The sequence below is a fragment of the Stenotrophomonas sp. YJH_SMC_10 genome, from assembly GCF_059371555.1.
Window position 1 is genome coordinate 1 of the sequence record NZ_JCAFUS010000002.1, and the last position, 17,988, is coordinate 17,988.

Genomic DNA, 17,988 nt, shown 5'->3' on the forward strand with positions numbered 1-17,988 from the left:
ACGCGAAGCCCTTTACATGGCGGCCCTGACGGCCATCCGGTACGAGCCAAGACTGCGCGCGTTTTACGCTGGCCTGAAGGCCAAGGGCAAAGCGAGCAAGGTGGCGCTCGTGGCGGTCATGCGCAAAATGCTGGTGATCCTCAACGCCCGTAAGCGGGACGCCGAGGTGGCCCTCGGCTGCCCCTGACAAGACAGTTGCTACTGCACTGCGGTTGCCACCCTGCCTGGACACGCCGTTCAGTAGATCCACGCCATGCGTGGATGGGGCCTCCGACATCGCGCCATGGTGCGAACCAAGGTTCGCACGCAACAGGAGGCAGTTCGCTCGCATTGACGCCGTTCAGTAGATCCACGCCATGCGTGGATGGGGCAACCTCAATACACATCGCGCCGGTAACGACCGGCCAGCAACAGCGCTTCCTTGCCCGCAGTACCCAGCACCTGCTCGATCACCGCATCCACGGCCGGGGCCATGCCCTGCAGGCTGCCGCAGACCAGGATCGTCGCGCCGTCATCCACCCACTGCCGCAGCGTTGTTGCTTCGGCCAGCAGCCGGTCCTGCACGTAGCGATGCGCACCGCCATCGCGGCTGAACACAGCATCCAGCCGCGCCAGCGTTCCGCTCGCCAGCATTGCCTGCAGCTCGTCGCCGAAATGGAAGTCGTGTGCGGCGGTGCGCTCACCGAACAGCAGCCAGGTGCGGCGTGCGCCCTGCTGGGCACGTTCGTGCAGGTGGGCGCGCAGGCCGGCGATGCCGGTGCCGTTGCCGATCAGCAGCAGCGGCACATCGGCGGGCACGCCATGGAAATTGTCGTTGCGGCGCAGGCGCAGCTGCACCGGCTCGCCGATGGCCACGTGGTCGCACAGCCAGCCGCTGCCGATGCCGGGCGTGCCGTCGGCGCGCAGCTGGCGGCGCAGCAGCAGCTCCACCGCGCCGTCGGCCATCACCGAGGCGATCGAGTACTCACGATGCGGCAGCGGCTGCAGGGTCGCCAGCAATGCGGGCAGGTCACCCGGCGGAACCAGCGAGGGCAGGTGCGAGCGCGCGACGCGCGCCAGCAAGGTCTGCCCGTCCTCCAGCACGGTGTCCGCATCGAAGCCCTGCGCGTGCAGCCAGGCGCGCGCGCTGGCGCGGGCATGTTGCGGGCCGATCTCGGCGATGTCGCCGGCCTGCCACTGCGCCTCTGCGCCGGCCGGTGGCTGCAGGCGCAACCAGTACACCGGACCGCCGGGGCTGCCCGGGTTCAGATGCTCGCGCTGCAGCAGCGTCCACGGCTGGTACGCGGCCGGGCTCCAGTCGGGCAGTTCACTGGCGCCGCCGCCGAGTTGCCCCAGCAACTGCTGCCAATGCCGCAGCGCCGCCGGATCGGCGTTGTCGACTTCGATCGCATCGAACAGTGGATGCGCGCCATGCTGGCGCAGCCATTGGTCGAGCTGGTGGCCGAATCCGCAGAAGTGGCCATAGCTGCGGTCGCCCAGTGCGAGCACGCCGTACTGCAGGTGCTGCAGTGACGGCGGCGCGGCCATCACCCCGCGCAGGAAGGGCAGGGCGTGGTCGGGCGGATCGCCCTCGCCGGTGGTGCTGGCAATGAACAGCGCGCGCTGGCTGTCGGCCAGCAACGCGGCGTCGACGTCGTGCAGACCGCGCACGCGCACGGGCATGCCGGCGCCGCGCAGGGCTTCGGCACTGCGTTCGGCCAGCTCGCGGGCAAAGCCGGTCTGGCTGGACCAGACCAGCAGGAGGGGCGCGGTGTCTCCGGTTGCGGCATCGTCGCGCGGGCGCCCACGCCACCACAGTGCAGCGCAGGCCAGCGCATACAGGGCCGTGGCGAGTGCCGCGATCTGCAAGTGTCGAATCGGTGGCGCGCCCTGCCACCATGCCTCACCGAGATGCAGGCGCAGCAACGCCCCGCCGATCAGCGCCAACAGGAGCAGGGCCAGGGTGTTGCCGAGCCACGCGCGCGACCGGCGTCCGCTCATGCGCCCTGCTCGTCGAGAAGACGCTGGAAGGCACTGCTGAGGAACTCCTGCGGGCCGCCTGCAGCGCGCTGCAGGTAGCGCGCCGCCAGGCCTTCGCGCTCGGCCAGCGCCATGCCCTGGTCGCGACCGAGTACGGTCAGCGCGGTTGCCCAGGCATCGGCGTGCATCGCATCGCCGGCCACCACCGTGACTGCCGCAGCGACCTGGCGCACCGGCCTGCCGGTACGCGGATCGAGGCTGTGGCTGTAAGCCTCGCCATCGGCGTGGTACTGGTGCCAGCGATCGCCGGAGGTGGCCACCGCCCGGCCATCCAGTGCCAGCACGCGAGGCGGGGTATCGGTCCGCGCATCTTCTTCCGGTGCGGACTCCACCAGCACGCGCCACGGCTGGCCATCCGGTTTCCGGCCATAGCCGGCCAGTTCGCCACCGACCTCGATCAGCGCGGCAGCGATGCCTTGTCCGCGCAGCCACGCGGCGACGTGATCGACGCCGAAGCCCTTGGCGATCGCGGAGAGATCCAGTTCCAGCCTACCCGGTTGCAGCAGCGCATCGCCCTGCCACTGCAGGCGCTGCCAACCGCAGCGCTCACGCGTGGCCTGCAGGGTGGCGGCATCGGGCTGGCGGCGTTCACCGGCATGTGCACCGAAGCCCCACAGTGCAACCAGCGGACCGACGGTGGGATCGAAGGCGCCGTCACTGGCCGCAGCGATGGCCTGTGCGCAGGCCAGAACGTGGCGGGTCTCGGCCGGCAGCGTGCACCACTGGCCGGCAGCGGCATGATTGAAGCGGCTGAGGTCCGAGCCGGCTTCCCACGTGCTCATCTGCGCGACCACATCATCCAGGCGCGCCTGGATGCCGGCATGCAGCGGATGCAGGTCGCGCTGGCGTGGCGCGACCAGCGACACGCTCCAGGTGGTGCCCATGGTGGTGCCGCCGAGGCGGGCGATGTCGAGCAGGGGATCGGTCATGGGGGTCTGCTGCAGGCGCGATGCCGGGGCCTGCCCGGCATCGCCGCCCACGTCGTTACTGCGGCAGCACTTCCAGCGTGGCGACGTAGCTCAAGCGGCGCTTGGCGGCCTGCTTCACCGACGTCTTGTTGTCCTCGGTACCGGTTTCCAGCCAGTACATGCCGGCTTCCGGCCAGGTCACCTTGATCTCGCCCTTGGCATCGCTGGTGACCTTCAGCTCGTCCTGCGCGTTGCGGTAGCGGGTGGCGCCACGCACGATCTCGAATTCCAGGCCGGCGGTCGGCTTGCCGTCGACCAGCACGCGGAAGGTCGCTTCCTCGCCGGCAAACAGGTCGTTCGGGTGGCCGACGGCCATCAGCTCGATGCCGCGGTTGGTCGGCTTCAGGGCGGTATCGTTCGGCGCACCGTTGGTGACGAAGGTCTCCACGCGGCCGACCGACTGGCTCAGTTCCAGCTTCTTCGCGTCCTTGGGCAGTTCGCCAAGGGTGGCGACGCTGCCGCGCCAGCGCTTGCGCTCGCCGTTCTGCTCGTAGGTGGCGAACAGGCCGTCATTGACCGACGCAATGCGGTAGGTACCCGGTTGCTTCAGTTCGATGTCGAACACGCTGCGGTACTTGCCGGTGGCCGCGTTCTGCGGCTGCACGGTGCTGCCGTCCGGCGCGGTGATCACCAGCGACTCCAGGCGCAGCGGCACGTGGTTGAAATAGAACAGGTCGTTGGAGACCGCACCGTCGACGGTGATCCACGGCGCGTTGCCGGCGATCACGGTCTGCGAGGGCAGCAGCCAGGCCTTGTGGGCCAGGGCGGAGAAGGGAAGGGCAGCGGCCAGGGCGGCGGCGAGGACGAGCGTGCGCTTCATGCGGAAGACTCCAGTTGGAAGGGGTCGGATCCCTTTCCAGCGGAAAGGGCTCTGACCCCGAGGGATAGGGCGATGGGGTCAGAGCCCTTCCTGCGGAAGGGATCCGACCCCGGCTCAGGCGGTTACGGTTTGACGGCGAGGGTGACCTGTCCCAGCTCGGTGGCGCCCTGCGCCTTGCCGTTCTGCGCGGTGGTCGCCGGCCAGGTGAAGGGAATCTTCAACAGTTCACGGCCGCCGACTTCGCGCACCGCTTCCACCACCAGGGTGTAGTTGCCCGGGGCCAGCTGCTTCAGGGCCGGCTGCCTGTCGTTGAACGACAGCGCGTGCTTGCCGGCCGGGCGGGTCGGGCCGGTCACGCCATCCACCGGAACCTGCAGGGTGCGGCCGCTCTTGCGCCACCACTGGCGCAGGTCGGGAAGCCACTTGGTGCCGTGGCCTTCGCTGTTGCTGGTCTGCTGGTACCAGACCGACAGGTTGGCCGCGACCTTCTGGTCGGCGCCTTCCAGCCACACCGCCACGTACGGGCGGTGGTACTCGGCCACGTTGAGCTTGGGCACTTCGACATTGATGTCGAGGGTGGCGGCATAGGCCGGCGAGGTGGCCAGCAGGCCGCTGAGGGCGATGGTCAGGGTGACGCGCATGGGGCGGCTCCGGGAACGGGGGAAAGTCAGTGGATCAGCAGCAGGGCGATCAACAGCGGGATCATCAGGCCCAGGCCGACCAGCGGCCAGGTCATGCGCCGCTGCCGCGCATGCAGGTGCAGCAGGAACAGCCCGGTGATGCAGAACACCAGGCAGGCCACGGCGAACAGGTCCAGGAACCAGCCCCAGGCCGGGCCCGCGTTGCGGCCCTTGTGCAGGTCGTTGAGGTAGGACACCACGCCGCGCGAGGTCGATTCGTACTCCACCGCGCCGGTCTGGCGATCGATGCTCAACCAGGCGTCGCCACCAGGGCGCGGCAGCGACAGGTAGATCTCTTCGGCCGACCACTCGGCCGGGCGTCCGCCGATGGCGATGCCGAGCTGCGCGTCCAACCATTGGCGGGCCGGGCGCGGAATCGGCGCGTTGCCGTCCTCGCGCGTGCCGAGCTGGCCCAGCAGCGCGGCCGGCAGCTCCAGATGCTGGTTCTGCACCTGGGGCCTGGCTTCGATCTTCGCCGCATGGTTGAGGGTCAGGCCGGTCACCGCGAACAGCAGCATGCCGATCAGGCACACCGCCGAACTGATCCAGTGCCACTGGTGCAGCGTCCGCAGCCAGAAGCCACGGTTCTGTTGCTGCGCCACGGTGGAAGAGGCAGGACGGCTCACGGCACGGTTCGGGGCGGACGGGGACTGCCCATTACATCATTGATGAGAATAGCTCGCAATTGCGTGTCGTTCTGTATCCCTGGAGCAGGTATTGCGGGTTGCCGGCCAGCTGCCAGCACTGCCGATCGGTAGATCCACGCCATGCGTGGATGAAGCGGAGCCGACCAGGGTCGGCACCCACCGGGGCAGGGCGCGGCGATCAGAACGTCGCGTTCAACGAAATCCAGTAGCTGCGGCGCTGGTCCTTGGTTGCGTAGTCGTCCACGCAGTTGAACTCGCTCTGGCTGATCAGCAGGCACGACTGCGAGACGAAGTCCTTGTCGAACAGGTTGTTGACCCGCGCGTTCACCGTCAGCCAGGGCGTGGCCTTCCAGCTGCCACCGAGGTGGAAGATCGTGTAGTCCTCGTAGTAGCGGGTGTGGCGGGCGCCGTCGGCGTCCAGCAGCGTGTCGCGGTAGCGGTCGTAGCGGCCTTCGCCGGTCAGCGACAGGCTGATCGCTTCGTTGAGCTGCCAGTTGAGGCTGGCATTGGCCATGTGCCTGGCCGGCATGGTACCGCTGATCGGCAGACCCTTCTGCGCGCCGCTGGTCTGCTCGCTCCTGGTCCAGGTGTAGTTGCCGCGCAGCTGCAGGTTGTCGAGCAGGTCGACATGCGCGGCCAGTTCGGCGCCACGGGTCTCGGCCTTGTCGATGTTCACGCTCTGGGTGAAGGTGCTGTAGCCCAGGGCCGCCCAGCCCGGGCCGATGTCCACGCAGTAGCCGCTGCCGGCGCGGGCCACTTCGCAGTTCGGGAAGGTGCCGCCGCTGGCGATCTTGTCCTCGAACGTGTTGAAGAAGCCGGTGACATTGAAGCCCCAGCGCTGGCCCTCGTAATAGGCCGCCAGCTCGTAGTTGGTGCTGGTTTCGGGCTTCAGGTTCGGCGAACCGACCAGCGGCAGCACGCCCTGGCCACCGAAGCCGGTGATGCCCGGGAACAGCTGGTCCGGTCGCGGGGTCTTGTAGCCGGTGCTGACGCCACCCTTGAAGGTCCACGCATCGCTGGCGTTCCACACCAGGTAGCCACGCGGACTGACGTGGCTGCCGAACACGTTGTGGTCGTCGTAGCGCAGGCCGAAGGTGGCGGTGAGGGTGTCGGTCAGCGCCCAGTTGTCCTCGGCGAACAGCGCCCACATGCGGTGCGTCTGCTTGACGTTGCTGCGGTAGCCGGCGCCGTCCATGCCGAACACACCGTCGACCATGTCGGTGTCGTTGTATTGGCCACCCACGGTCAGCGTGTGCGCGCCGAAGTCCAGGTCAAGCATGGTGTCGAGCACGTAGCCTTCCAGCTCCATGGTCCGCAGCGGACGCGGCAGGAATGCCTGCAGGCGTGCCATCTCGCTCGGGTTGAGGGCGGCCAGTGCATTGCCACGGCCGGCTGCACAGTTGCTGGCGGCGCCGGTGCGGCGGCAGACGTCATTCCACAGCGCCTGCAGGTTGGCGCGCTCGTCCAGGGTCAGCGGCAGCGAGCGGCCCAGGTTGCTGCTCCTGCTGTGGGTCAGCGAGGTCTGCCAGGTGCCGAAGCTGTAGCGGCCCTGGTGGGTCAGCGACAACTGGTCGCGCTCGTAGCGCTGGTAGGCGGTGTAGCCCACGCGCGGCTGCACCACGCGGCGGGTGAGCGTGCCGTTGCCGTTCGGGTTGGGAATGACCGCGTTGCCGACGCGCCACAGGCTGGCCAGGCTGTCGAGGGTGCCGGTCTGGCCCTCGCGGTTGTCGAACTTCTGCCGCGACACGTCGTAGTCCAGCCACAGTTCGTGGTCGTCGTTGATGCGGACGTCCAGCCGTACGCCGCTGTTCCAGTTGGTGTTGGCGACCGACTTGCCACCACCGCCGAAGCCGATGCTGCGCTCCCACAGCGTGCCATCCGGCAGCGGCAGCGCATCCCATTCGGGGTTGGATGCCTTGGCATCGTAGTAGCTGCCGCGTACCGCCAGGCTCAGGCGATCCTTCAGCAGCGGGCCGCTGAGGTAGAGGTCGGTGGTGCGTGCGTCGCCGAACTGGTCGTCCTGCTGCACGGTGAAGCCCTGGGTCAGCGCGCCGTGCCAGCTGTCCTGGTTGCGGCGGGTGATGATGTTGATGACGCCGCCCATCGCGTCCGAACCGTACAGCGTGGACATCGGCCCGCGCACGACTTCGATGCGTTCGATCGCATCCAGTGGCGGCAGGTAGGCGAACTGGCCGCCACCGAAGTTGTTCGGATAGATCTGGCCGACGTTGCTCTGGCGACGGCCGTCGATCAGCACCAGGGTGTATTCGGACGGAAGCCCGCGCATCGACACGGTGGCGCGGCCGTTCTTGTCGGTGGCCTCCAGGCCGACATCGATGCCTTCGACGTCGCGCAGCGCATCGACCAGGCTGGTGTACGGCCGCCTGCTCAGTTCCTCGCGGCTGACCACGCTGATGCTGGCCGGGGCATCGATCACCTTCTGCTCGAAGCCGGCAGCGGTGACCACCACCTCGTCCAGCGTCTGCGGGGCGCCGGAAGCGTCACCGTGGGCGAAAGCGGGGCTGGCGAAAGCCGCCAGCACGGCGCTGGTCAGCAGGGTGCGGGACAGGGACGAACGGACACGATGGCGCTGGGCCATGGCAGTTACCTCGAAGGATGCAGGGGGGCGCGATGCCGCGCGCGAACGGCGTGGCAGGCACGGAAGGCCCGGTCAGGGGCGGCAGGGATGAAGCAGGCAGCGGCGCGCGGGCACGACCGCGCAGGCGGTCACGTCGGGCCGTGGATCAGGCGAGCGGCGGCGCCTGGCCGCGTTGCTGGCGGCGCCCGGGCGCAGCGGCCCAGGGCGTGTCCGGAGCGGCCAGCGGCCAGTCCGGGCGCACGCCGGGCATGGCCGGCGTGGCGGGTACGAGTTCAAGCTCGGTGCGCAGCCATTGGCTGGCCAGCAGCAACGGCGTGCGTGCCTTCTCGGCTGATTTCACCGGAGCGGCAGCACATCGGCGCAGCTTGGCCGGTGCTTCTTCCAGCAAGGTGCCTTGGCCGCCGCGCTCTTCCAGCGGCATCTGCACGGCCATTCCTGCTTGGGCCTGTGGCAGCAGCGGCAGCGCGCCCAGCAGCAACGCCAGCATCGCCACCCATGCCAGCAGGCTGGCCAGCGCAGGACGCTGGCCGCGCATGGCGGTACCCATCGTGCGATGGATCAGTGGGCGAGGGCGAAGCGGGCGCAGCAAGCGAAGATCCCCAGGGGCCTGCCGGCAGGGGCCGGCATCAACGGGGCGTGATTGTAATGAGAGCCGTTAGCTGTTGCAAATGAGAATGATTGCCAAAGTGTCGCAGGCCGGCACGGCCAGGCTCAGACTTCGCTCCAGCGCCGCAGCAGGTTGTGGTACACGCCGGTCAGCTGCAGGATCGCCTCAGCGTCGGCGCCGGTCTGGCGCAGGCGCTCGATCGCGCCATCCATTTCCCACAAAAGGCGGCGCTGCACATCGTCGCGGATCATGCTCTGCACCCAGAAGAACGACGCCACGCGTGCGCCACGGGTGACCGGCCGCACCTGGTGCAGGCTGCTGGACGGATAGACGATCAGATCGCCGGCCGGCAGCTTCACTTCGTGCTCGCCGTAGGTGTCGCTGATGACCAGCTCGCCGCCTTCGTATTCGTCTGGCGCCGACAGGAACAGGGTGCAGGAGATATCCGAACGCAGCTGTTCGCCGTTGGCCAGGTTCATCACCGCGCCATCGACGTGGAAGCCGTAGGTGCCGCCGCCGCTGTAGCGGTTGAAGCGCGGGGGCAGGTACTTCAGTGGCAGCGCGGCGCTGAAGAACAGCGGGTGCCGGGCCAGCGCGACGAGGATGACCTCGCCCAGTTCGCGGCGCAGCGGCGACGCCTCGGGTAGCTGCTGGTTGTGCTTGGCCTGCGCGCCCAGATGGCCGACGGTTTCGCGGCCATCGGTCCAGTCGGCGGCATCGAGGCGGCGGCGGAAGTCGGCCACCTGGTCGGCGCTGAGGATGTCGGGGATGTGCAGCAGCATGCGGGACTCCTCAGAGCGACGGTGGCGCAACCAGGGCGCGCACCTGTGGATGCGGCGAGGCGGCCAGTTCCGGCACGATGTGCGCCATGAACGCCGGGCTGCCGTGGGCCAGTGCAAGCTGCAACCAGTGCACGGCCTGCTCGACCTGGCCGGCCTGCAGCAGGATCGAGGCGTAGTTGGCCTGGCCGCGGAAATCACCGGCCTCGGCCGCGCGCTGGTACCAGGCCAGCGCTGCCTGCGGATCGGCTGCGGTATCCAGCCCGTCTTCGAGGTGGCGGGCCAGCAGGTTCATCGATTTGGCATGGCCCAGGTGCGCGGCACGGGTGTACAGGGCCAGTGCCTGCGCGCGGTCCTGCGTGACGCCGCGGCCGGTGGCCAGCAGGTTGGCCAGGTTGTACAGGCCCCAGTCCAGCCCGGTGTCGGCTGCGCGCCGGTACCACACCGCCGCCAGTGCCGGATCCGGCGCGGTGCCCTGGCCCAGTTCATGGCAGCGGCCAAGCATGTTCATCGCCATCGGTGCGCCGTTGTTGGCGGCGGTTTCGTACCAGAGCAGCGCAGCCGAAGCATCCTGCGCGGTGCCTTTGCCTTCCATGTGCATCTGCGCAAGCAGCAGTTGTGCCTCGACCTGTCCGGCCTGCGCGGCGTCGCGGACGCGTGCGAACGCGGCCTGCGGATCGTGCTGCAGCAGCTCGGCCAGGGCGTCGCTGTCGATGGGGGTACGGTTCGCCATGGGGTGAGTATCGCCGGAAACAAAAACGGCGGCAGGAGAACCTGCCGCCGTGGTGGAACGAAGCTACATCAGAACTTCACGTTCAGTGCCAGGGTGGCCGAGCGACCCGGGGCGATGCTCGCGTAGTGCGAGGCATAAGCCTTGGTGAAGTAGGTCTTGTCGGTCAGGTTCTGCACGTTGAGCTGCAGGCTGATGTTGTCCTGGATCGCGTAGCTGGCCATCGCGTCGAAGCGGGTGTAGCTGGCGATCCACTTGGTGTTGGCAACATCACCGTACTGCTTGTCGGAGTAGAACGCACCGGCGCCGAGGGTCAGGCCGATCGGGAAGCGGTAGGTGGTCCACAGGTTGGCGCTGTGCTTGGCGGTGTTCGGGAACACGTTGCCGTTGTACGGCGAGGGCACGTAGACGTTGGACGGGCAGGTACGACCGACCGGTGCGCCACAGACGAAGCCGTTGTCCTTCAGTTCCGAGTCCAGGTAGGTGTAGCCGCCGTACAGGCTCCAGGCCTCGGTCAGCTGGCCGGTGAAGCCGAGCTCGAAGCCGTTGATTTCCTTCTTGCCGGCATTCTGGCTGGTGCCGTTGTCGACGGTCACGCGCGCGTTGTTCATCACGGTGTGGAAGATCGCCGCGGTGAGGTTCAGGCGCTGGTCGAACAGGTCCCACTTGGTGCCCAGTTCGAGGTTCTTCGTATCCTGCGGCTTGAGGTCGGCCACGGCGGCGCTCAGGCCGTCCGAACCATCGCCCCCGTCCATGCCCGGCGGCGTCGAGGAGGTGCCCCAGGACAGGTAGATGCTGCCGTTGGCAGCCGGCTTGAACACCACGCCGGCCTGGTAGTTCAGGAAGTCGTTGCTGTTGCGCACGCGGGTCGGCGCCTTGCCGGCCACCGGAGTGGTCAGGGTGGTGCGGAAGTCGTCGTAGCGCAGGCCCAGGTTGACCATCCACTGCTCATTGAGCTCGATGGTGTCGAACACGTAGGCCGAGGTGGTCTTGGTGCGCTGCTCGACGTCCAGTGCCTTGTCGCTGCGATACACCGAATGGGTGGCCGCCCACGGATCGCGCGGGTCCGGGTTGGCGAAATCGGTACAGTTGTAGCCGGTGGCCGCGCCGGTGGTCGGGCACTTGCTGTTGCCGGTGAGCGGGTTGCTGGTGCCCGGGGTCATCAGGTAGCTGCCGCGGGTCATCTTCTCGTCGCTGTACTCCACGCCGGCGCTGTAGCTGTGCTTGAGCACGCCGGTCTGGAAGGCGCCGGTCAGGCCCAGCTGGTCGGCGAAGCTCCTGACGTCGACGGCACGGCTGTTGGTACGGCGCCACAAGGTGCCGTAGTTGTTCGGGTTGCCCTGGCTGTCGTCCGGCTGGGTCCACAGGTAGTCGTTGCTGGTGTTGCCCAGGCGCGCGATGTTGCGCAGCTTGTGGCCGCCGAAGTCGTAGCTGGCATCCAGGGTGCTGATGTCGGCGCGGGTACGCTGGAAATCACGGTCGACCAGGCCGTAGTAGTTGTTGCGGTCCGGCACCATCGGGCGGCCGTCGACCCACTTCGACGCCGGCGCACCGCTCGGGTTGCCGTACGGGAAGCCACCGGCGTCCGGCAGGTCGTCGCTCTGCATGTGGTAGTGGCTGGCGATCAGCTGCGCCGGGCCGTTCAGGCCGAACGCGATCGACGGCGCGATGCCCCAGCGGCTGACGTTGGCGGCGTCGCGGCCGGCGATGTCCGATTCGTGCTTCATCAGGTTCAGGCGCGCGGCGATGCCATCGCCCAGCACGTAGTTGGCGTCCACGGTGCCGCGCGCGTAGCTGTCGGTACCGATGCCCATGCTGGCGCTGGTCTCGTTCTTCAGCTTCGGCGTCTTGCTTACCAGGTTGAGGCTGCCACCGCCGGAATCGCGGCCGCCGTAGGCCGAGCTCGGGCCCTTGACCACTTCCACCTGCTCCAGGTCGAAGATTTCGCGGGTCTGCGAACCGACGTCGCGCAGGCCGTCGACGAAGACGTTGCTCTGCGAATCGAAGCCACGGATGAAGGGGCGATCACCGGTGGGGTTGCCGCCTTCGCCGGCGCCGAAGGTGATGCCCGGCACCATGCGCAGCGCATCCTGCAGGTTGGTCGCACCGGTTTCGGCGATCAGCTTCTCCGACACGATCGACACCGACTTCGGGGTGTCCAGCAGTTCGGCGGTGAACTTCGGCGAGGACGGATTGAACCAGCTGCCGCGCACCTGCACCTTGTCCAGCTCGGTGGCATTGCGGGAGCCGGCGTCGGCGCTGTCGGCAGCCTGCGCAGCCAGCGGCGCGAAGCCCGCAGCCAGGGTAGCGGTGGCGAGCAGGGAAACGCGCGGGGCGTGCTTGCGGGACGTGATGTAGGTCATGGCGATGGGTCGTGGCGTGGATCGGGAAAGGGCGAGGGGCGAAGCGCAGGCAGCGCGTCGACACATGGAAGGCTTCTTCTGCAGGACCGGGCCGATGCCCGGCTGGCAGGAAACGCAATCAGGCGCACGGCAACGGCCGCAGGGCGCCTCAGCTGGCGTGCGGTGCGGGCGGCGCGTGGCCGGGGTTCAACCGCAGTGCGGGATCGTGCCGCTGCCAGCGCAGGGCGTCGGAGCGCCACAGCGGAATGTGCGCGACCAGGACGGCACGCGGGGGAGCCAGTGCGGTGCAGGGCGCGGCGCCCTCGCCATCCAGCGGCGGCTCCGGTGCCGGGGCGGCATGGTGCGGGCATTCGTCCACCGGCGGGGCGGGCAACGGCATGGCTTGCTGCAGCCCTTCAGCGTGCGCCTGCCAGCCGTGGGCCGCAGGCCCGTTGCCGCGCCCTTCGTGCAGCGCCGACCAGCCCAGCAGCAGCGTCAGCAGCGCGGCCACGACCAGCGGCCACCCTTGGCGGGCGAGCTGGCACAGCGTGGCGGTGGGCGCGGGCGAAGCCATGGCGCAGGGGCGGCGTCGTTACGAAGGTGTTACGTAGAATAACATCAACGATAATGATTCGCATATGCGCAATTGGATGAGCGGTCTGGAGGCCCGGAGAGGGTCGTGAAGGCCCCTCAGTGCGCTCCGCTGGCTTCCACCCCTTGGGCGGAGTCGCCGGCGGCCAGGGGGCGCTTCAATCGCGGTCGTCGCGGGTCCAGACGGCGTCGTGTTCGCGTTTCACCGGGAACTTGGGCACCGGCGTATAGGCCGGTGCGCACAGGGCGCGGCCATCGCGCACGTCGAAGCGCGCGCCGTGCAGCACGCATTCCACGCTGCCTTCGGTGGTGTTGAACTCGCCTGAAGACAGCTCGAACTCTTCATGCGTGCACTGGTCTTCCAGGGCGTACAGCTCACCGTCCAGGTTGAACACCACGATCGGCGCGCCGGTCACTTCGTCGAACACACTCTTCATTTCGCCCGGCAGCAGCTCGTTGCCGGCGCAGACGAAGGTCCAGGTATCGCTCACGCGGCGGCTCCGGCCAGCGGCTTTTCCAGGATCTCGAAGCGCAGGTCGTCGCGCTTGGGGATGCCGAAGCGCTCATCGCCGTAGGGGAATGGCTTCTTGATGCCGGTGCGCTGGTAGCCACGACGCTCGTAGAAGGCGATCAGCTCATCTCGCACGTCGATCACCGTCATCTGCATCACCGGTACCTTCCATTCGCGTGCGGCGTGCGCTTCGGCGGCGTCCATCAGCTGCTTGCCGACGCCGCCGCCCTGCTGCGCCGGGTCGACCGAGAACATGCCGAAGTAGCCCTTGCCGTCGACATCGGCGACGTGTGCGCAGGCCACCAGCTGGTCCCCGCGCTCGGCCAGCAGAATGGTCGAGCGCGGCCGGTCCAGGTCGGCCTGGATGCCTTCGGCGTCGATGCGGGCGCCATCCAGCAGGTCGGCTTCGGTAGTCCAGCCGACGCGGCTGGCGTCGCCCCGGTAGGCCGAGGTGACGAGGGCGATCAGGGCGGGGATGTCGGCCGGCGTGGCGGCGCGGAAGGTCAGGGTGCTCATGGCCCCATTCTAGGTGGGGTGTGGGCGGGCGCAAATGGGGGAGTGGGGTCAGATCCCTTTCGCAACGCGAAAGGGATCTGACCCCGGCATCTACTGACTCAACGGCAGGCCATGGACCGACTGGCACGGGCCCGGAATCGGCAGATGCTCGGGGTCAGATCCCTTTGCGCAGCGAAGGGCCCTGACCCCCTGCTACCAGGAGCAGCCCATGCCAAGGCCACGGCGCATCGATGCGCCCGGATATCCGCAACATGTCGTCCAGCGCGGCAACAATCGTCAGCCCGTGTTCTTTGCGGATGGCGACCGCGTCGCCTACCTGCGCCTGCTGTGTCATCACGCAGGTCAGCAGCAGTGCCGGGTCCACGCCTATGTGCTGATGGACAATCACATCCACCTGCTGGCGACACCCGATGTGTCCGGCGGCTTGTCTCGGATGATGCAGGCGGTAAACCGGGCCTACGTGCGCCGGGTGAACGATCGACAGGGCCGCACGGGAACCCTGTGGGAAGGACGTTTCCATTCCACGCAGGTGGATACGGATCGCTATCTGCTGGCCTGCCAGCGCTACATCGAGCTCAATCCGGTGCGGGCGGGGAGGGTGGCGCATCCCGGCGACTATCGCTGGTCCAGCTATCGGGCCAATGCGCGAGGAACGTGCAACGCGCTGCTTACACCACACCCGGCGTTCGATTTGATGGCCTTCGATGTGGAAGAGCGGCGAAGGCGGTATGTGGAGTTCATTGCGCAGGGCATTCCTGCGGGTGATCTGGTCGCGATCCGCGCAGCGTTGCAGTCACAGCGCCGGTTGGTGGGGACGTTGCTGGGGTCAGAGCCCTTTCGCGATGCGAAAGGGATCTGACCCCGGTCTTCCGGGGTTACCCCAACAGCTTCCGCACCTTGGTCAGCGCCGTCATGAACCGCTCGATCTCGGCATGCGTGTTGTAGAACGCGAGCGAGGCGCGGCAGGTAGCCGCGACGCCGAAGTACTGCAGCAGCGGGTGTGCGCAGTGCTGACCCGAGCGCACGGCCACGCCTTCCAGATCCAGAAGGGTGGCCAGATCGTGCGCATGCGCGCCATCGATGAGGAACGAGACCACGGCGGCCTTCTCCGGTGCTTCGCCGATGATGCGCAGGCCATCGACGCGGCGCAGTTCTTCGGTGAAGTGCGCCAGCAGTTCGGCTTCGCGGGCTTCCACGTTTTCCTGGCCGAGCTGCTGCAGGTAGTGGGCGGCCACGCCCAGTCCGATGAAACCGGCGATGTTCGGGGTGCCGGCTTCGAACTTGTGCGGGGCGTCGTTGAACACGGTGCCCTCGAAGCTGACTTCCTTGATCATCTCGCCGCCACCCAGGAACGGCGGCATCGCGTCCAGGTGCTCGCGGCGCGCCCACAGTGCACCGGTGCCGGTCGGGCCGCACATCTTGTGGCCGGTGATGGCGTAGAAATCGCAGCCGATCGCGGCGACGTCGACCTTGCGGTGTGGCACTGCCTGCGAGCCGTCGACCACGGTGATGATGCCGCGCTTGCGCGCCTCGCGGCAGATCTCGCGCACCGGGTTGACCGTGCCCAGCACGTTGGAGACATGGGTGACCGCCAGCAGCTTGACCTCCGGGGTCATCGCCGCGCGCAGCGCATCCAGGTCCAGTGCGCCGTCAGGCGTGATCTCGGCCACGCGGATGGTGGCACCGGTACGCTGCGCGACCAGCTGCCACGGCACGATGTTGGCGTGGTGCTCCATGCGCGACACCAGGATCACATCACCGGCCTTCAGCCGCGGCAGCGCCCACGAGTACGCCACCAGGTTGATGGCGAAGGTGGTGCCGCTGCACAGCACCAGCTCGCTGGGGCGCACGTTGAGGAAGCGCCCTAGCGTGTTGCGCGCGCCTTCGTAGGCGTCGGTGGCCTCGCTGCCCAGCGCATGCACCGCGCGGCTGACGTTGGCGTTGTAGCGGCGGTAGAACTCGTCCACCGCGCCGATCACCTGCACCGGCTTCTGGCCGGTGTTGGCATTGTCGAAATAGACCAGTGGCTTGCCATGCACTTCACGCATCAGCAGCGGGAAGTCGAGGCGGACGCGATCCCAATCGGGCGCGCCGGTGCGTTCTTCGATCGGGCGCGGGGTGGACAGGTTCATGCCACACCTGCCTCGGCCAGGGCCTTGTCCAGGCGGCGTGCCAGCTGCGCACGCAGCGCGTCCGGCAGGATCTTCAGCGGTTCGTGGCAGAACGCGGCGCTCAGCAGGGCCTGCGCCTGTGCCTGCGGCAGCCCGCGCGAGCGCAGGTAGAACAGCGCGTTGGCATCGAGCTGGCCGACGGTCGCGCCGTGCGCGGCCTTCACTTCATCGGCGTCGATCACCAGCGTCGGCTGGGTGTCGATCTCGGCATCGGCCGACAGCAGCAGGTTCTTGTTGGACAGGTTCGCGTCGGTGCCGTCGGCACCTTCGCGGATCTGGATGCCACCATGGAACACCACGCGGCTGCGGTTGGCGGCGACGCCGCGCCACAGCAGTTCGCAGGCGGTATCGCGCGCGATGTGGTCGATGCCCAGGCGGGTTTCGACGTGGCGGCGGCCGTTGCCGAGCAGCACGCCATTGGCGGTCAGCTGGGCGTTGTCGCCTTCCAGGCGGACGTTCAATTCATGGCGGCTGAGCGCGGCGCCCAGTTCCAGGTCCACGCGGTGGTACTGCGCGTCGCGGGCCAGCACCGCGTCGGTGCGCAGGAAGCTGGTCTGGCGTGCGCTGCCGGCCTGCACGCGGGCGTGCTTGAGCACGGCATCGCGGGCGACGTGGGCATGCAGCACGGTGTTGTCCAGGTGGGCGGAATCACCGACGCTGAAGCGGTGCTCGACCACGCCCAGGCTGGCGCCGGCGCGCAGTTCGATCAGGTGGCGGTGATGCCAGGCCAGGTCGGTATCGCCGGCGACGCTGGCAAACACCAGCTGCAGCGGCACGTCGACCTGTACGCCTTCATCCACGCGCAGCACCACGCCTTCATCGGCCAGCGCGGCATTCAGGCGGGCGAAGATCTCCTCGCTGCGCTCGTAGCGGCGGCCAAGGAAACGCACGGCGTCTTCGCCGGAGGCCAGTGCGGCCGACAGCGGCTGCAGCTGCACGCTGGCCGGCAGGGCCTGCACGTCGCTCAGCGCGGCGTCCAGGCGGCCATTGACGAACACCAGGCGCGGCGCCGGAATGTCCTCCAGCAGCGCAGCGTCCAGCGCCGGGCCCTGCAGCGGTGCCGCTGCGAACGCACGGCGTTCCAGCTGGCGCAGCGAGGTGTACTTCCAGGCTTCGTTGCGGGCGGCCGGCAGGCCGTCGCGCAGGGCCGCATCCAGCACTTCGCGGCGCGCATCGCTGCCGCAGAAGGCCTGGGCCATCGAATCAAGCAGGGCGCTCATCAGACCGCCGCCTCGGGCACGACCCGGTCCTTCAGGAAATCATAGCCGTGCGCTTCCAGTTCCAGCGCCAGCTCGGGGCCGCCGCTCTTGACGATGCGGCCATCGGCCAGCACGTGCACCACGTCCGGCTTGATGTAGTCCAGCAGGCGCTGGTAGTGGGTGATGACCAGGAACGAACGGTCGGTGCCGCGCAGTGCGTTGACGCCGTCGGCCACGCTCTTCAGCGCGTCGATGTCCAGGCCCGAGTCGGTCTCGTCCAGGATCGCCAGCTTCGGTTCCAGCACGGCCAGCTGGAAGATCTCGTTGCGCTTCTTCTCGCCGCCGGAGAAACCTTCGTTCACGCCGCGGTGCAGCAGTTCGTCCTTCAGGTGCAGCACGGCCAGCTTCTGCCGCACCAGCTTGAGGAACTGCATGGAATCGAGTTCTTCCTCGCCGCGCGCCTTGCGCTGGGCGTTCAGTGCCGCGCGCAGGAAGTAGGTGTTGTTCACGCCCGGGATTTCCACCGGGTACTGGAACGCCAGGAACAGGCCGGCAGCGGCGCGCGCTTCCGGGTCCAGCTCCAGCAGGTCGACGCCGTCGAACTGCACGCGGCCTTCGGTCACTTCGTAGCCATCGCGGCCGGCCAGGACATTGCCCAGGGTGGACTTGCCGGCGCCGTTCGGGCCCATGATGGCGTGCACCTGGCCGGGCTTCACATCCAGCGACAGGCCCTTGAGGATTTCCTTGCCGCCGATGCGGGCGTGGAGGTTTTCGATCTTCAGCATGGTGGGGATTTCCGTGGGGCGGGC

General features: G+C 68.2%; 17 protein-coding genes and 1 pseudogene. 2 read left to right on the forward strand and 16 right to left on the reverse strand.

Going from position 1 to position 17,988, the window contains the following annotated elements:
* Window positions 1-187, forward strand: a pseudogene (locus AC5P9C_RS03330) (IS110 family transposase); the annotation flags it as partial.
* Window positions 188-375: 188 nt separating this feature from the next.
* Here the strand turns inward: AC5P9C_RS03330 and AC5P9C_RS03335 are convergent.
* The 13 genes from AC5P9C_RS03335 to AC5P9C_RS03395 form a co-directional block, all read right to left on the reverse strand.
* The gene (locus tag AC5P9C_RS03335; RefSeq protein WP_414615262.1) at window positions 376-1,980 is read right to left on the reverse strand and encodes a sulfite reductase subunit alpha; all 1,605 of its coding nucleotides are present in this window, start codon (window positions 1,978-1,980) and stop codon (window positions 376-378) included.
* Complete coding sequence (locus tag AC5P9C_RS03340; protein WP_053506964.1) at window positions 1,977-2,948, reverse strand: FAD:protein FMN transferase; 972 nt, start codon at window positions 2,946-2,948, stop codon at window positions 1,977-1,979. The genes AC5P9C_RS03335 and AC5P9C_RS03340 overlap by 4 nt, the downstream gene beginning before the upstream one ends.
* Before the next feature lie 55 nt (window positions 2,949-3,003).
* On the reverse strand, window positions 3,004-3,807 hold the full coding sequence (locus AC5P9C_RS03345; RefSeq protein ID WP_343543737.1) for a DUF4198 domain-containing protein: 804 nt from the start codon (window positions 3,805-3,807) through the stop codon (window positions 3,004-3,006).
* 122 nt (window positions 3,808-3,929) lie between these two features.
* Window positions 3,930-4,448, reverse strand: coding sequence for a DUF2271 domain-containing protein (locus tag AC5P9C_RS03350; protein WP_049467441.1), 519 nt, complete (start codon window positions 4,446-4,448; stop codon window positions 3,930-3,932).
* Between the two features lie 26 nt (window positions 4,449-4,474).
* On the reverse strand, window positions 4,475-5,113 hold the full coding sequence (locus AC5P9C_RS03355) for a PepSY-associated TM helix domain-containing protein (RefSeq protein WP_164083473.1): 639 nt from the start codon (window positions 5,111-5,113) through the stop codon (window positions 4,475-4,477).
* Between the two features lie 199 nt (window positions 5,114-5,312).
* Entirely contained in the window at window positions 5,313-7,733 is a 2,421-nt protein-coding gene (locus AC5P9C_RS03360) for a TonB-dependent receptor domain-containing protein (RefSeq protein WP_414615263.1), read from the reverse strand.
* A gap of 145 nt (window positions 7,734-7,878) precedes the next feature.
* Entirely contained in the window at window positions 7,879-8,280 is a 402-nt protein-coding gene (locus AC5P9C_RS03365) for a hypothetical protein (protein ID WP_064237800.1), read from the reverse strand.
* Between the two features lie 164 nt (window positions 8,281-8,444).
* Window positions 8,445-9,122: a Fe2+-dependent dioxygenase gene (locus tag AC5P9C_RS03370; protein ID WP_049467433.1), complete on the reverse strand. Its 678-nt coding sequence runs from the start codon at window positions 9,120-9,122 to the stop codon at window positions 8,445-8,447.
* A 10-nt stretch (window positions 9,123-9,132) separates the two neighbouring features.
* Entirely contained in the window at window positions 9,133-9,852 is a 720-nt protein-coding gene (locus AC5P9C_RS03375; protein WP_343541350.1) for a tetratricopeptide repeat protein, read from the reverse strand.
* 68 nt (window positions 9,853-9,920) lie between these two features.
* Window positions 9,921-12,212, reverse strand: a complete 2,292-nt coding sequence (locus tag AC5P9C_RS03380) for a TonB-dependent receptor (protein ID WP_343541352.1) — start codon at window positions 12,210-12,212, stop codon at window positions 9,921-9,923.
* A 148-nt stretch (window positions 12,213-12,360) separates the two neighbouring features.
* Window positions 12,361-12,765: a hypothetical protein gene (locus AC5P9C_RS03385; RefSeq protein ID WP_049467427.1), complete on the reverse strand. Its 405-nt coding sequence runs from the start codon at window positions 12,763-12,765 to the stop codon at window positions 12,361-12,363.
* Window positions 12,766-12,940: 175 nt separating this feature from the next.
* Window positions 12,941-13,273 (reverse strand): non-heme iron oxygenase ferredoxin subunit, encoded by a 333-nt coding sequence (locus AC5P9C_RS03390; protein ID WP_049467425.1) that lies wholly within the window; start codon window positions 13,271-13,273, stop codon window positions 12,941-12,943.
* Entirely contained in the window at window positions 13,270-13,809 is a 540-nt protein-coding gene (locus tag AC5P9C_RS03395) for a GNAT family N-acetyltransferase (protein WP_103283283.1), read from the reverse strand. The genes AC5P9C_RS03390 and AC5P9C_RS03395 overlap by 4 nt, the downstream gene beginning before the upstream one ends.
* A 208-nt stretch (window positions 13,810-14,017) precedes the next feature.
* Here AC5P9C_RS03395 and AC5P9C_RS03400 point away from each other — a divergent pair, with 208 nt between their 5' ends.
* Window positions 14,018-14,668: a transposase gene (locus AC5P9C_RS03400; RefSeq protein ID WP_150827402.1), complete on the forward strand. Its 651-nt coding sequence runs from the start codon at window positions 14,018-14,020 to the stop codon at window positions 14,666-14,668.
* Window positions 14,669-14,684: 16 nt separating this feature from the next.
* On the opposite strand, the gene AC5P9C_RS03405 is transcribed toward AC5P9C_RS03400, so the two are convergent.
* The 3 genes from AC5P9C_RS03405 to sufC are packed head-to-tail and all read right to left on the reverse strand — an operon-like array spanning window position 14,685 to window position 17,964.
* The gene (locus AC5P9C_RS03405) at window positions 14,685-15,941 is read right to left on the reverse strand and encodes a cysteine desulfurase (RefSeq protein ID WP_343541357.1); all 1,257 of its coding nucleotides are present in this window, start codon (window positions 15,939-15,941) and stop codon (window positions 14,685-14,687) included.
* The gene (gene sufD / locus AC5P9C_RS03410; RefSeq protein ID WP_343541359.1) at window positions 15,938-17,200 is read right to left on the reverse strand and encodes a Fe-S cluster assembly protein SufD; all 1,263 of its coding nucleotides are present in this window, start codon (window positions 17,198-17,200) and stop codon (window positions 15,938-15,940) included. The genes AC5P9C_RS03405 and sufD overlap by 4 nt, the downstream gene beginning before the upstream one ends.
* Window positions 17,200-17,964: a Fe-S cluster assembly ATPase SufC gene (gene sufC / locus AC5P9C_RS03415; protein WP_049467415.1), complete on the reverse strand. Its 765-nt coding sequence runs from the start codon at window positions 17,962-17,964 to the stop codon at window positions 17,200-17,202. Before sufC ends, sufD begins: the two co-directional genes overlap by 1 nt.
* Window positions 17,965-17,988 lie beyond the last annotated feature (24 nt).

Bases quoted from the DNA above. Each gene is read 5' to 3' on its own strand.
- sufC (WP_049467415.1), bottom strand. From the start codon at position 17,964: ATGCTGAAGATCGAAAACCTCCACGCCCGCATCGGCGGCAAGGAAATC.
- AC5P9C_RS03395 (WP_103283283.1), bottom strand. From the start codon at position 13,809: ATGAGCACCCTGACCTTCCGCGCCGCCACGCCGGCCGACATCCCCGCC.
- AC5P9C_RS03350 (WP_049467441.1), bottom strand. From the start codon at position 4,448: ATGCGCGTCACCCTGACCATCGCCCTCAGCGGCCTGCTGGCCACCTCG.
- sufD (WP_343541359.1), bottom strand. From the start codon at position 17,200: ATGAGCGCCCTGCTTGATTCGATGGCCCAGGCCTTCTGCGGCAGCGAT.
- AC5P9C_RS03360 (WP_414615263.1), bottom strand. From the start codon at position 7,733: ATGGCCCAGCGCCATCGTGTCCGTTCGTCCCTGTCCCGCACCCTGCTG.
- AC5P9C_RS03405 (WP_343541357.1), bottom strand. From the start codon at position 15,941: ATGAACCTGTCCACCCCGCGCCCGATCGAAGAACGCACCGGCGCGCCC.
- AC5P9C_RS03375 (WP_343541350.1), bottom strand. From the start codon at position 9,852: ATGGCGAACCGTACCCCCATCGACAGCGACGCCCTGGCCGAGCTGCTG.
- AC5P9C_RS03335 (WP_414615262.1), bottom strand. From the start codon at position 1,980: ATGAGCGGACGCCGGTCGCGCGCGTGGCTCGGCAACACCCTGGCCCTG.
- AC5P9C_RS03340 (WP_053506964.1), bottom strand. From the start codon at position 2,948: ATGACCGATCCCCTGCTCGACATCGCCCGCCTCGGCGGCACCACCATG.
- AC5P9C_RS03380 (WP_343541352.1), bottom strand. From the start codon at position 12,212: ATGACCTACATCACGTCCCGCAAGCACGCCCCGCGCGTTTCCCTGCTC.
- AC5P9C_RS03385 (WP_049467427.1), bottom strand. From the start codon at position 12,765: ATGGCTTCGCCCGCGCCCACCGCCACGCTGTGCCAGCTCGCCCGCCAA.
- AC5P9C_RS03345 (WP_343543737.1), bottom strand. From the start codon at position 3,807: ATGAAGCGCACGCTCGTCCTCGCCGCCGCCCTGGCCGCTGCCCTTCCC.
- AC5P9C_RS03400 (WP_150827402.1), top strand. From the start codon at position 14,018: ATGCCAAGGCCACGGCGCATCGATGCGCCCGGATATCCGCAACATGTC.
- AC5P9C_RS03370 (WP_049467433.1), bottom strand. From the start codon at position 9,122: ATGCTGCTGCACATCCCCGACATCCTCAGCGCCGACCAGGTGGCCGAC.
- AC5P9C_RS03365 (WP_064237800.1), bottom strand. From the start codon at position 8,280: ATGGGTACCGCCATGCGCGGCCAGCGTCCTGCGCTGGCCAGCCTGCTG.